The sequence below is a fragment of the Pseudorhodobacter antarcticus genome (assembly GCF_900110135.1).
Taxonomy (GTDB): domain Bacteria; phylum Pseudomonadota; class Alphaproteobacteria; order Rhodobacterales; family Rhodobacteraceae; genus Pseudorhodobacter; species Pseudorhodobacter antarcticus.
The window spans coordinates 24,882-37,721 of the sequence record NZ_FOCO01000030.1; the positions used below are offsets into that span (position 1 = coordinate 24,882).

The window sequence follows — 12,840 nt, forward strand, 5'->3', positions numbered from 1 at the left end:
TCAGGATTGCAGGACCAGATGGCCGGGGGCCACCTCGGTATAGACCGACGGGGCGGACTGATGACCAAGCGGAAAGATCGGCGAAGTGATTGGCTTGAAGCTTAGGTCATCGGCAAAGCGGCGGCGGCGCGGGTCGGCGATGGGCACCGCAGACAGCAGCTGTTGTGTATAGGGGTGTTGCGGGTTGTCGAACACCGCCGCGCGTGGCCCGATTTCGACGATCCGCCCCAGATACATGACGCCGACGTGATGGGCGACCCGTTCCACTACGGCCATGTCATGGCTGATGAACAGGTAAGACAGCCCAAGGTCGGCCTGCAACTCCATCATCAGATTCAGCACTTGCGCCTGCACCGACACATCCAGCGCCGACACTGCCTCGTCTGCAACGATCAGTTTAGGGTTGACCGCCAGTGCCCGCGCGATCGCAACACGCTGGCGCTGACCGCCCGAAAGTTCGTGCGGGAAACGTGTCATGAACGCACGTGGCAATTGAACCCTGTCAAAGATTTCGGCCACGCGGTCGCGCAGTGCCTGCCCTTGTGCGAGGCCAAAGTTCTGGATCGGTTCGGCCACCTGATCGCGCAGCCGCCGGTAAGGGTTAAGCGAGGCAAAAGGGTCTTGGAACACCATCTGCATATCGGCGCGCGCACGTCGCAGATCATGAGGGCCAAGCGCGCCGATATCGCGCCCATTGATCCACACCTCGCCGGATTGCGGCTCAATCAGCCGCAGGATCGACCGCCCGCACGAAGATTTGCCACAACCGGATTCGCCGACAAGCGCCAAGGTTTCGCCCACGTTCAGGGTAAAGCTGACATCCTCGACCGCATGAACCTGCGCTACGGTGCGACGCAGGATGCCGCCCTTAACCGGGAAACGGGTGGTCAGGTGGCGCACGTCCAGCAGCACCTCTGGCTTGCGCGCAGTAACGGGTTTGGCGGCGGCATAGGCGGCGTCATCCCCAAGGATACGCATCTTTTCGGGTGCAGGCTTGCCCTTCATCTCGCCCAGTTTTGGCACAGCGGCCAGCAGGGCGCGGGTGTAGTCCTGCTGGGGTGTCTCGAATATCTCGGTGACGGTGCCGGTCTCGACGATGCGTCCGCGATACATCACCACAACCCGGTCAGCCATCTGCGCCACAACGGCCATATCATGCGTGATGAACAGCACGGCCATGCCTTGCTCGCGCTTCAGCCGGTTTATCAGGGCCAGAATCTCGGCCTGAATGGTCACGTCCAGCGCAGTTGTCGGCTCATCGGCGATCAGCAGGCGCGGCTCACAGGCCATGGCCATGGCGATCACGACACGCTGGCGCATGCCACCCGAAAGCTCGTGCGGGTATTGGCGCAGGCGGCGTTCAGGTTCGGGGATACGAACCGAGCGCAGCAGGTCCAGCGCGCGGGTGCGGGCTTCGGTTTGGGAAAGGCCCTTGTGCAGGATCAGCCCGTCGGTCAACTGGCGTTCTATGGTGAAAACCGGGTTCAGCGCGGTCATCGGTTCTTGAAAGATCATCCCGATCTCATTGCCACGGATCGCGGCCATCACCTGCGAATCGGCTGCGGCCACATCCAGAACCTGCCCATCCGGGCGGCGAAACGACAAAGCGCCGCCGGTTATGGTGCCCCCGCCAAATTCCACCAGCCGCATCAGCGACAGAGCCGTCACCGATTTGCCCGACCCGCTTTCGCCCACCACACAAACCGTTTCGCCGGGGTTGATGGTGAAAGACACATCCTGCACCCCGATGATCGGGCCGCTGTCTGTGGCAAAGGCAACCTGCAAGGCATCGACGGTGACAAGAGCGTTCATTTCGACCTCGGATCAAGAATATCGCGCAGCACATCGCCAAACATATTCAGCCCCAGCACGGTCAGGGCCACCGCAATGCCGGGCACAAGGGCTGTCCAAGGCGCGCGGTCCAGAAAATCGCGCGAGGCTTGGATCATCAACCCCCAACTGGCCGCAGGCGGCTGCGTGCCCAGACCCAGAAACGACAGGCCCGCCTCGGCCAGAATGGCAAAGGCGATGGAGATGGTTGCCTGCACAATCACGGCGGGCAAGATATTGGGCAGAATATGGCGCCACAATATCATCATATCTGTGGTGCCAGAGGCGCGGGCGGCCTCGACATAGGGCATTTGGGCCACGCGCAGCGCCTCGCCCCGCACGATCCGCGCAAGGAAGGGGGTAAAGGCCACACCAATGGCGATGATGGTGTTTTGCAGGTTGGGCCCCAGAATGGCCGAGATTGTCAGCGCTAGCAGCAGCGCCGGAAAGGCCAGCAGCGTGTCGACAAGCCGCATCAGCACATTGTCGGTGATCCCCCCGAAATAGCCCGATACCATGCCCAGCGGCAGGCCGATCAGAATGCTCATCATCACCGCCGTCACCGCGATTTCCAGCGACAGGCGGGTGCCCAGCAGCACGCGCACCATCAGATCGCGCCCCAGCTGGTCGGTGCCGAACGGATGCGCCCAAGATGGCGGCGATAGGCGCGAGGTCATGTCCATGGCGGTGCCGGCCTCGGGTGGGATCAGAATCGGCGCAAAAATACCGATCAGCACCATGCTGCCCACAAGGATCAGACCGATTAACCCTTTGACAGAAAGAAAGCGTTTCATTTCAGTCCAGCCTTATCCGGGGGTCGATGGCCACATATAAAAGGTCCACCACCAGATTGGTCAGCATCACCACCGCCGCAATCACAAAGACGCTGGCCTGTATCAGCGGCATGTCACGGTTCAAAAGCGCCTGATAGGTCAGCCAGCCCATGCCTGTATAGTTAAACAGCGTCTCCATCACGATAATCGACCCGAACAGATAGCCGATTTGCAGCCCCGCAATGGTGATAACCGGGCCAATCGCATTTGCCAGCGCATAGCGCCAGATCACCGTACGCTCCGACAGGCCCTTGGCGCGGGCAACGCGGATAAATTCTTGCCCCAGAATCCCGATCATGGTGGAGCGAGTCATCCGCGTCAGATGCGCCATCAGCCCCAGCCCCAGCGCCAGCGAGGGCAAAAAGGCATGGCGCAGCGCCCGCACAAAATTCTCGGACGGATCGACAAAGCCTGAGGAGGGAAACCAGCCCAGCCAGCGCGCAAAGACAAGGATCATCACGATCCCCCAAAAGAAATCTGGCAGGCTGACCCCCAGAAGGGCTGTCGAGGAGCTGGCGGTGTCTTGCCATTTGTCGCGGTGAACGGCGGCCCAGACACCCAGTGGAATGGCCAGTGCCAGCGCGATGGTCATCGACATAACAACGATAATCGCCGATGCCACAATCTTTTGCGACAACAGCTCCGCAATCGGTTTTTTAAAAATCAGGCTGTCGCCCCAATCGCCGGTCAGCATACCGCCCACCCAGCGCCCGTATTGCACCAGCAATGGGTCGTTCAGCCCCAGCGATTGCCGCAGGCCTGCAAGCGCCTCGGGGTTGGACTGGGTGCCCATTATCATCATCGCCACATCCCCTGGCAGGATGTTGGTGATGGCAAATGTGATCAGCGTGATCAGGAACAGGGTCAGGATCACCGACAAAAGCCGGTTCAGCACATAGGTCATAAAGCGATGCTCGCGCCAAAGGTGTCCGGCGGGTCAGGGGCGACCCGCCGGGATGCTGGCTTTAGGCCGCCAGCCAGACTTTGTGGAAGTTCAGGTTCGACCCGTTCGGATGCACCACGCTGTCAAGGCCCTTGACCGATGGCTGCGCCCCTATGGTGCCATTGCGGAACCACAGGATGATGTCGTGGCTTTGGTCCCAGATTTGCTGCTGCACCTGTTTGTAGACATCGGCGCGGGCCGCATTATCCACGGTGATCCGTGCCTGTTCGGTCAGCTGGTCGATGATCGGATCATTGATCGCGCGGTAGTTATAGGCCCCTTTGGAGTTCCAGACGCTATAATACAGGAAATCAGATTCCCACAGCGTAAAGAAGTTCATCATCGTCATCTGATAATCTTTGTCGACCCAGCACTGGCTTAACCAATCGGCCCAGGTCAACTGCTCAATCGTCAGGTTTACACCTGCCATGCGGAACCATTCGACAAGGATTTGTGCGGTTTCAATGTGATAGGGATAGTTGGTGGTGGCCTTGAACACGATGTTAAGCGAGCCTTCGGGGTGGCCTGCCTCGGCCAGCAGGGCCTTGGCCCCCTCAATGTCCTGCGGGCGCTGCACCAGCGATTTGTTAAAGGCCGCACCCGTCGGAAAGCTGGCGCTGGGTGATGTGGCACCCTGACCCCAAAGCGCGCCCTGCATCAGCGCCTCCTTGTCGATGATCATGTCAAACGCGACCCGCACGCGGGCATCCTGGAACGGCGGGTAGGTGTGGTTCATGTTGATGAAATCAAAGTTCAGCGGGAACCATGTCTTGACCTGAAGGCTGGCGTCGCCCTGCAATTCCGACACCCGGTCCAGCGGAATATCGTTGATCATGTGCAACTCGCCCGTGCGCAGGCCGGTCAGGCGCGTGGTGGGTTCGGTAATTTCGCGGGCAAGCACGCCGTCCAAAAAGGCGGGGCCGTTCCAGTAATCATCAAACCGGGCCAGCTCCACCACGGTGCCCACCTCGTAGCGGACAAATTTGAACGGGCCTGCGCCCATGGGATTTGTGCCTTGGGTCGGGCCGGATTCCACCGGCATGATCGCCCCCGCGCCGTTTTCGGCCAGACGCGACAGGAAGGGCGCGTTGATGCTGCTCATGGTGATAACCACCGTCAGATCATCTGGCGTGTCGATGGATGCAACATTGTTGAACACCTCAAAGTTCACCGCACCCGTGGCGGGATCCTTGCACCGCTCAAACGAGTATTTCACATCGGCGGAGGTCATGGCCGCGCCATTGTGAAACGTCACCCCCGGGCGCAGCTTGAAGGTGTAGGTTAGGCCATCGGTTGATACCTCAAAGCTTTCCGCAAGATCGGGGATCACGTTCAGATCGGCATCCACAGTCACAAGGCTTGAATGAACGTTCTGTAGCACCCGGCTGGACGATGCTGTGCCGGTTTGGTGGATGTCCAAATTCTGGGTGGTTTCCGAATGGCCCCAGATCAGCGTGCCGCCTGTCACCGGTGTTTCTTGGGCCAGCACGGCCTGCGGGATGGCCGTGCCAAATATGGCCATGGTTCCCATTATAGCAGTCGAATTACGAAGGAAATCGCGACGTTTCATCAATATTTCTCCCTGTGTTTGACCGAAAACCGGTTTTGTTATGCTGTGATAGGTGGAGCGGGCCTTAGGTAGGAAAACCGGGGCGCAGGTGGGCCACGCCCAACTCACGCTCCAGCGCCATGCCGATGTTCAGGATTGGCCCTTCGTCAAACAGCCGCCCCCAAAGGGATATGCCCTGCGGCACGGTAAAGCTGCGCCCGGACACGTCGGCATCACCCGTCGTCAACTTGCCTGACCCAAGCGAGGCCGGGCTGCGGGTGCCCAAATCCTGAAACCCGGCGCGCAGGTGCAGGCAGGGGTGGCCGGTGTAATTTGATGCAATCAGCATCGGGCCGGTCATAAAAGGCCCAATCAGCGCATCAACATCGCGAAACAGCCCGTCAAGCGCTTGCATCACCACATAGCGCAAGCGGTCCAGCTGCACATGATCGACCGCCGACAAAAACCGCGCCTTGCGCATGGTGTTGGGCCATGCCCCATCATCTTGCCACGTCAGCGTGTCATCGAGATTGCCCAGTGTCAGATCCTCGAAACTGGCCGCGGCTTCGGCGTAAAGAATGTTCATCAGCGCGCCGTAGGGCAGGTCTGGCAGTGCGACCTCGACCACCTCGACCCCCAGACGGCGGGCGGCGGCAAGGGCCGCGTGATCGACCGGGGTGGCCCCATCGCCAAAGGCATCGGGCAGATAGCCAAGCCGCAGGCCCGCGATAGGGCGGTTGGCATCAAACACAAAGGGTGCGGCAATGCTGGAACGATCAGCACTGTCACCGCCATTCAGGGCCGCCAGAACAATGGCCGTATCCTCGACCGACCGACACATCGGCCCGACCTTATCCAGCGAATTGCACAGCGCCATTGCCCCCGCCCGGCTGACCCGCCCAAAGGTGGGCCGCAGCCCTGTCGTGCCGCAGCGCTGGCTGGGCGAGGTAATGGAGCCCAGCGTTTCGGTGCCAATCGCAAAGGCGCACAGACCCGCAGCAGTGGCACTGGCCGATCCGGCGCTGGAGCCGCTTGACCCCTCATTCAGGTTCCACGGATTGCGAGTCACGCCGCCATACCAGATATCGTTATAGGCAAGTGCGCCCACGGTGGTCTTGCCCAGCAGCACCGCCCCCTTGGCGCGCAACAGCCCAACGATGGTCGCATCTTGGTCTGGCACTCGGTCACGAAACGGCTCGGCGCCCCAGCCGGTGACGATGCCTTTGGTGTCGAACAAATCCTTTAACCCATAGGGTATGCCGTGGAGTGGCCCCAGATTGACCCCCGCGCGGGTCAGGGCATCGGCAGCCTCGGCCTCGGCCATCGCCAGATCGGGGGTCACCATGGCCCAACATTCCAGCTTTGGGCCAAATTCGGCAATCCGGTCGAGATAGATTTTCGTCAGGCGGCGGCTGTCCAGCACGCCAGTCGCGATCCAATGCGCCAGATCGGTAATCGGGGCAAAGGCGATATCTGCATCTTCTTTAGGCAGGGTGGTGTGAACAGTCGACAGCGTCAGCGCATCGGCCCCATGTGGCATGGCAAAGCCGGGCAGTCGCGGGTCAAACTTGCTTGCCATCGGCACCGCATTGGCCAGCGGCACGGCACGCCGTTGCAACGCCTGCGCAATCTGACCTTCAAGATTGTCCACCATCTGCGCCCGTTCAGCATCTGTATAGCGCACGCCCATCAACCGTTCGGCGGCGGCGATTTCGCCAAGGGTGATGTCTGTGTCGGTCATGTCGGCACCTCTTCAAGCATTGGAAGGTCCAAAATTCTGTTAAGGTTGCACGCCGCTGGGGTAGAATGCATCTGCATCGCAGCGCTGGCCCCGGCGGCATCGCCAGCCTCGATCCGGTCGATGATCTGGCCATGCTCAGTATCGCCGATCTGAAGGGTCTCAAAGGTTAGCGCTTTTGACCGCAAGTCCCGCCCCGCCTGCATCCGTGCTGCAAGGTCGCGCACAGACGGTAATCGGCCGTTTGTTTCAAGTGTCCCGCGGGTCATCGTGGCACACAGACGTGTCTGCACCAAGACCCGTGCGTCTTGATCGTCTTGAACAGGGCTGTAAGGCAAGGCGTGAATCACTGTGCGAACCAATCCGTAAGTTGTTCGCCATCCGACATGCGGACAGTTTCTATGTCAAGCGATCCGTTGGATACGGCACCTTGTTTTTCGCTTTTTTGCGCGTTGATCAGAAAACAGGCAGCTAATGGCCCCTTAATGGCCCTTTGCCGGAGGCGATGGCGCTTTTGGGAAAGGATGGCGCTGGTCTCAGCGCGGCTGAACACTGATTTCAAACCCCGAGAGTGCCTTGCCAAAGCCAAAAGGCAGTGTTGCCATGCGAGTCCTATTTTAAAAGTGGTTCACGCTTGGCTATTGCCCCGAATGGAAAGTTGGTGATGTTACGGCGTCGCAATGCATCGCAGGGAATAACACTGACGGCAAATTTGTTGCTGCTCTCACGCAGCCTTTAGCTCTTGGTGCGACCGATATCGTCGGCGCTGGAATTGAGGCAGTCTTGGGTGACATTGCGAACCAAGCCGGATGTCCCGCTTGTGGCATCACGACCGCTGTGAGGCCGCCGTTCCCTGTTCCTTTAAAAGCAGATAAAACGCCAAGAAAGAGTGCTTGCCAACGGCATTGCATGATCATGAGAAAATTCTGCGCGGCGCAGTTTTCGGCGTTACGCTGTTTTAGGCGTTTTGAATGTGACATATCCCCTCAACTGCATCGCCGCGCGATACTGTGTAGCAAAAGGATCGCCTGATTTTGATTGTGTTGGTTTTTCTAAATTTGCCTGCCGTTTTAGAGGGTAAGCTCGATTCCAGAACCAAGAAATTGGCCAAAATTATGCCGAGCATATCATACAGAGCACTGCAAACCAGGTAGATTACAGCGGTTGCGGCCTCCCGCAACCAAAATATGCGAATAAGTATTGTGCATCAAATGCTGTTTTTCGGGACTTCTTAACACCAATGTAGAACATCGCCATATATTTTGGGGGTCGGAAATCTGACGCATGGGCAACCTGTTCGAAGCTCTGCTCTGCGAACTTATGCACGAAAGCGCTCTTTTTGGCCTTTTCATAACCGTGATAGATGGCGAACTGGCCCGGTGGCCATGGAATGCCCAGCCCTTTGCGTGGCATTCCATGCGCAGTTTCGAACGGCGGGCCAAGGGTGCTGACCCGCCGATAAGTTTATGACAGGGTCTGCAGATTTTCGGCTTTGAAGCCATGCAGCTCGTCCATGTGACCGCTACGGACTTTCTTCGCCCACTGCGCATCTGACAGTAAGGCGCGGCCAACGGCGATCAGGTCGAACTCATCACGCTCCATCCGGGTGATGAGGCGGTCGAGAGGAGTGGTCTGCGACCCTTCACCCGCGAAGGCACCGCCAAAGTCGGAGTTTAGCCCAACCGATCCGACGCTGATTGTCGCAGCACCGGTCAGCTTTTTCGCCCACCCAGCAAAGTTCAGGCCGTCCGCGCCGTCGAGTTCGGGGAATTCAGGCTCCCAAAACCGACGCTGAGAGCAGTGCAGCATATCGACGCCTGCCTCGACCAACGGCAAAAGCCAATCCATCATTTCGTCCGGGGTTGTCGCCAGCCGCGCAGTGTAGTCCTGCTGTTTCCATTGGCTAACGCGCAGGATCAGCGGGAAATTCGGGCCGACGGCAGCGCGGATCGCTTTCACGATTTCTGCGGCAAAGCGTGAGCGTTCTTTGATCGTGGGGCCGTTCCAGCGATCATCGCGTTTGTTCGTGCCGGACCAGAAAAACTGGTCGATCAAGTAGCCGTGTGCGCCATGCACCTCCACGGCGTCAAAGCCTGCGTCGCGGGCCAGCTTGGCCGAGGATGCGAAGGCCGCGATGGTGTCTGCAACATCCGCCTCAGTCATCGCGCGGCCGCGGGGTTCGTCAGGCCCAACAAGGCCGGATGGGCTTTCGACTTCGGCCTCCGGCTCCCACTTACCGGCGCGAGTCGAGCCAGTGTGCCAAATCTGCGGCGCTATTTTGCCGCCTGCCGCATGTACTGCCGCGGCGACATCGGTCCAACCGGCCATGGCCTTGTCTCCGTGAAAGAACGGAATGCCTGGCGTGTTGCGCGACGCGGGGCGGTCGATCACGGTGCCTTCGGTCAGGATCAGGCCGACGTCGGCGGCCGCGCGGCGTTCATAATAGTCCACCTGCGGCTGTCCAGGGATGCCCTCAGGGGCCATACTGCGGGTCATGGGGGCCATGACGATGCGGTTGCGTAGTTCCATCCCTTTAAGGGAGAAGGGGCGGAAGAGTGTGTCGGTTTTCATGTCGTATCCTAAGTCTCTTGTTTCGTGTCGAAGGCCTAGGTATACTTTTTACACCAAGTGTCCATAGCGCACTTGTGTTGCACTAAGTCACCCGGAGGAAACCATGTCGCACAAAACTGACTGCAACGGATCCCGATTTTCGGTCGATTGCCCGTCACGCCTGCTGTTCGATCAGGTCGCCGACAAGTGGTCGATGATGATTATGACGGTCCTGAACGGCGGCGGCACCCGTTTTAATGATCTGAAGCGGCGGTTAGAAGGGGTTTCGCAAAAGTCGCTATCTATGACCCTTAAGCGGTTAGAGCGGAATGGGATTATCGCTCGCACTGTTGTCGCGAGCACGCCGCCGGGCGTGCTTTACGAGATGACGCCGCTGGGCATGACCTTGCTGCCGCCGTTTCAGGCGATCTATCTTTGGGCGAATAACAACATGGACGCGGTCGACGCGGCACGCGTCACCTATGACAAGGAGCATAGAGAAAGTTGACGCTACTGGCTTAAATGTTGAACGTTTCGCTTGTGTATAAGCACACCCGTTTTACGTCAACGCCACGTCAACGTTTGACGAGCCTCCCCTTGAAAACAGTGGGGCTTTTTTAATCCTGGCATACCGTTCATCTCCACGACGAATAGGGCGACGGCCATGAATCATCGGCAGCAAAAGAAGTCTAAACCGGAGTTTTCACGCAGTCTGGAGAGTTTTTGGCGCGACCCTAAGGTTCTTTGTGCGGACTAAGCTTCGTTTATTACACTTCCGTTTATGGCTCGTTTATTTCGAAACATTCGATGCTGGTTAACTCCGGCTCTCCGCCGCGCGCACCGCTGCCAGCAGCAATCCACAGCTTCCCGTCATAAACGCAGCAATTCGTGGCGTGCCGTTCGCGGTTCAGGGATGGGCCAAACGACCAAACCCCTGCAGAGGTATCAAAAATCTGCATCTCTTTGTAGGCTTCCAGACGCCCAGATTCGCCGCCGACGTAATGAATTTTGTTGTTGACCACCCCCGTGCCGCCAGCGGCAGTTTCAATCGGTAAAGGTTCTTGATGAACCGACCAAGTCCCTGTTGTGAAATCATAGAAATCCACATCACCAATCGTGTGGCCAAACATGGCCTCGAAGTCCTGCCCATTGTGACGACCAGACTCACGCCCGCCAAAGAAATAAAGGGTATTACCAACGATCGCACAGGGCGCGTGATCCCGTTTGTTCGGGGCATCCGGCAATATTTGCCATTCGCCGGTAGCAGGATTGATCCGGTCAAACCAAGCCTGTGTCCCAGAATAATGACCATCGACGATCCCGCCGACAACATAAATCCAGCCATCACTGTGCATCGCACAGCCACTTGCCCCACGGCGACGCGCGACCGGAATTTCAGGGCCGGTTTTCCAAGTATCCGTGCCGGGTTCGTAAATCAGGACAGTGTCCAGCGGCGTTTCGCGTGGGAATAGCCCTTTCATCGTGCCAAGCATCCAGATCTCAGAACCGACGACCACGGGCTGAAAGTGATGAACCTCAATCGGCGGAGGGCTGCCGTGGGTCCACGCTTTGGTCTCTGGATCAAAAATATCAACGGGCTGCACACGGCGGCCCCCGAAAAGGTAGAACTTGCCTTCAAATTCCGCAAAGCCACATTCGTGCCGACAATGCGGCGCCCCAGTGCAAGCAACAGTTGTCCACTCGGTCATTTGGCACCCTTAATTATATCGATCGCGAGAAATTTGATATTCGCTGATCGAGGAGAAATTGATCGAAAAACCTTACCGACATCGACACTGAATTCAATCGTCCATTCTTAACAAAGGGCTATGAACATCGAGCCCCACAAGTGCTGCATCGGGCAAAGCTGGCTGAGTGTGCTCAATCGCCAATTCTCATGGTTTTGGAGCAAGTCAGGGCGGTCACTCTTGGGCTCGGGGCCGCCGTTAAATCCCTCTCCAAAACCACGGTTTTGAAACGTTCACAATCGAGCGTTTTTGACGCTCCTCAAATTGCTTTATCTCGTCGTTATAAACGCAGAGCCACTGCGATCCATAGCGGCAGTGTTATACAACTCAACAGCGTAGATTGCGCGATCAGCATGGAGGGAACTCGACGGTCCGCGCCGAAAGCACCTGCCAGAATATGCGCAGCCGATGCCGTCGGTAGCGCAGCAAAGACGATCATTAAAGCGACAAGCGCTGGATCATCGGTCAAATGCGGTGCCACGATCCATACGGTAAATGGCAAAATTATCAGCTTGATAGCGTTTAACCCGCTACAGAACCTGTCCAGACGGAGGACCGCCTTCCAATCCATCGTGGCCCCTATGGACAAAAGTGCCATGGGCACGGCTGCCTCAGACAGGCGTGACAGCGCTTGCACGGGGACTTTCGGCAAGGCGACACCAGATAGACCGACAGAAATACCAGCAAGACTGGCCAGTAAGAATGGGTTGGTGGCGATGGCGATGAGCCGTGATTTCCCCCCCCCGCGTCCGCGAGACAAAGCACCGACAGCCAAGACATTCGCCACCGGAACGGCGAGGCCAATTGCGACAGACATTAATCCGGAAACGGCAGCGGGCATTGCTGACGCCGCGACAAAGGCAATCGCCGTGTTGAAACGCCATGCGGTCTGCCACGTACCTGCGAAGTCTAGAAAAGAGGGGGGTCCCCAAGAACGCAAGAGGAGTCCCAAGCCAAATCCTAACCCCATGACGCTCCAGACACCGACACCGACTGACGCGATCTCAGAGATGGCAATCGGGCGTACAGATGCTGATACGAACAAGAGCGCGGGAAAAAGCACAAGAAAGTTCAGGCGGTCGATGCCAGCCCAGATATCAGGTGTTAGCCGTTTGCTGATTACCCCACCCAGCCCAATAAGGATGAGGTCAGGCAGCAGCGACAGGATAATAGAGAGCAGGCTATCCATGTCTGATGGAACTTTTCTGCCGTATCGCGGAAGCGTTTAGGCTTTTATGAACATGTGAAAGCATCGTGGCCTGTATCCTTGGCTGGCGTTAAACCTCAAATACGCGCATAGTTTTGCATATTGAAATAACCGCAGGTTATAGCGAGGGTGGAATGACTTTGGATGATGTGCCCGTATTGGCGCTGCGTGCTTTGCGGCTCTGTTGCACAAATGGTCTGACGGTGAGGGTTCCCCTATCCCCGGACAGACTTATCCCACGACTTCTGTAATGGGCGTGCCGAGAGTGGTGAAGCCGTTCAGGACGGCAACACGAACTTGGAACTCCGCGACCTGACGGTCGAAGTCCCGCGCCATAAGGCGCTGACCCAGCAGTTTGACACAGTGCATCTTTGTTTCGACGCGGCTTCGGCGGTGATAGCCGCTCCATCGTCGCCATATCGTCCGGCCGAAGCGTTTCGAC

At 58.1% G+C, this 12,840-nt stretch carries 12 protein-coding genes and 1 pseudogene; 1 reads left to right on the forward strand and 12 read right to left on the reverse strand.

The window, feature by feature from the left end:
* From BMY36_RS13710 to BMY36_RS13750, 9 genes are all read right to left on the reverse strand, one after another.
* The gene (locus tag BMY36_RS13710) at positions 1-1,812 is read right to left on the reverse strand and encodes an ABC transporter ATP-binding protein (RefSeq protein WP_050519186.1); all 1,812 of its coding nucleotides are present in this window, start codon (positions 1,810-1,812) and stop codon (positions 1-3) included.
* Complete coding sequence (locus tag BMY36_RS13715; RefSeq protein ID WP_050519187.1) at positions 1,809-2,624, reverse strand: ABC transporter permease; 816 nt, start codon at positions 2,622-2,624, stop codon at positions 1,809-1,811. The genes BMY36_RS13710 and BMY36_RS13715 overlap by 4 nt, the downstream gene beginning before the upstream one ends.
* Position 2,625: 1 nt before the next feature.
* Positions 2,626-3,567, reverse strand: a complete 942-nt coding sequence (locus tag BMY36_RS13720) for an ABC transporter permease (RefSeq protein WP_050519188.1) — start codon at positions 3,565-3,567, stop codon at positions 2,626-2,628.
* 61 nt (positions 3,568-3,628) lie between these two features.
* Positions 3,629-5,128 (reverse strand): ABC transporter substrate-binding protein, encoded by a 1,500-nt coding sequence (locus BMY36_RS13725; protein ID WP_175469302.1) that lies wholly within the window; start codon positions 5,126-5,128, stop codon positions 3,629-3,631.
* Between the two features lie 112 nt (positions 5,129-5,240).
* Positions 5,241-6,896: an amidase gene (locus BMY36_RS13730; RefSeq protein WP_050519190.1), complete on the reverse strand. Its 1,656-nt coding sequence runs from the start codon at positions 6,894-6,896 to the stop codon at positions 5,241-5,243.
* Positions 6,893-7,120 carry an FCD domain-containing protein gene (locus tag BMY36_RS13735; RefSeq protein ID WP_050519191.1) on the reverse strand — a complete coding sequence of 76 codons (228 nt, stop codon included), beginning with the start codon at positions 7,118-7,120 and terminating at the stop codon, positions 6,893-6,895. Before BMY36_RS13735 ends, BMY36_RS13730 begins: the two co-directional genes overlap by 4 nt.
* A 119-nt stretch (positions 7,121-7,239) precedes the next feature.
* Positions 7,240-7,455, reverse strand: a complete 216-nt coding sequence (locus tag BMY36_RS20310) for a hypothetical protein (protein ID WP_050519192.1) — start codon at positions 7,453-7,455, stop codon at positions 7,240-7,242.
* A 593-nt stretch (positions 7,456-8,048) separates the two neighbouring features.
* The gene (locus tag BMY36_RS19975) at positions 8,049-8,306 is read right to left on the reverse strand and encodes a hypothetical protein (RefSeq protein ID WP_050519193.1); all 258 of its coding nucleotides are present in this window, start codon (positions 8,304-8,306) and stop codon (positions 8,049-8,051) included.
* 51 nt (positions 8,307-8,357) lie between these two features.
* Complete coding sequence (locus BMY36_RS13750) at positions 8,358-9,464, reverse strand: NADH:flavin oxidoreductase (protein WP_050519194.1); 1,107 nt, start codon at positions 9,462-9,464, stop codon at positions 8,358-8,360.
* A 103-nt stretch (positions 9,465-9,567) separates the two neighbouring features.
* On the opposite strand from BMY36_RS13750, the gene BMY36_RS13755 reads away from it, so the two are divergent.
* Positions 9,568-9,951: a winged helix-turn-helix transcriptional regulator gene (locus BMY36_RS13755; protein WP_050519195.1), complete on the forward strand. Its 384-nt coding sequence runs from the start codon at positions 9,568-9,570 to the stop codon at positions 9,949-9,951.
* 271 nt (positions 9,952-10,222) lie between these two features.
* Here the strand turns inward: BMY36_RS13755 and BMY36_RS13760 are convergent, their stop codons facing one another.
* The 3 genes and pseudogenes from BMY36_RS13760 to BMY36_RS13770 form a co-directional block, all read right to left on the reverse strand.
* Entirely contained in the window at positions 10,223-11,152 is a 930-nt protein-coding gene (locus tag BMY36_RS13760; protein WP_050519196.1) for a Kelch repeat-containing protein, read from the reverse strand.
* Positions 11,153-11,471: 319 nt separating this feature from the next.
* A complete protein-coding gene (locus BMY36_RS13765; RefSeq protein ID WP_050519197.1) occupies positions 11,472-12,380 on the reverse strand; it encodes an AEC family transporter in 909 nt (302 codons plus the stop codon).
* Between the two features lie 249 nt (positions 12,381-12,629).
* Positions 12,630-12,840, reverse strand: a pseudogene (locus tag BMY36_RS13770) (IS5/IS1182 family transposase); the annotation flags it as partial.

Coding starts and splice junctions, on each gene's coding strand:
- BMY36_RS13710 (WP_050519186.1), bottom strand. CDS start 1,812: ATGAACGCTCTTGTCACCGTCGATGCCTTGCAGGTTGCCTTTGCCACA.
- BMY36_RS13715 (WP_050519187.1), bottom strand. CDS start 2,624: ATGAAACGCTTTCTTTCTGTCAAAGGGTTAATCGGTCTGATCCTTGTG.
- BMY36_RS13720 (WP_050519188.1), bottom strand. CDS start 3,567: ATGACCTATGTGCTGAACCGGCTTTTGTCGGTGATCCTGACCCTGTTC.
- BMY36_RS13725 (WP_175469302.1), bottom strand. CDS start 5,128: ATGGCCATATTTGGCACGGCCATCCCGCAGGCCGTGCTGGCCCAAGAA.
- BMY36_RS13730 (WP_050519190.1), bottom strand. CDS start 6,896: ATGACCGACACAGACATCACCCTTGGCGAAATCGCCGCCGCCGAACGG.
- BMY36_RS19975 (WP_050519193.1), bottom strand. CDS start 8,306: ATGCCACGCAAAGGGCTGGGCATTCCATGGCCACCGGGCCAGTTCGCC.
- BMY36_RS13750 (WP_050519194.1), bottom strand. CDS start 9,464: ATGAAAACCGACACACTCTTCCGCCCCTTCTCCCTTAAAGGGATGGAA.
- BMY36_RS13755 (WP_050519195.1), top strand. CDS start 9,568: ATGTCGCACAAAACTGACTGCAACGGATCCCGATTTTCGGTCGATTGC.
- BMY36_RS13760 (WP_050519196.1), bottom strand. CDS start 11,152: ATGACCGAGTGGACAACTGTTGCTTGCACTGGGGCGCCGCATTGTCGG.
- BMY36_RS13765 (WP_050519197.1), bottom strand. CDS start 12,380: ATGGATAGCCTGCTCTCTATTATCCTGTCGCTGCTGCCTGACCTCATC.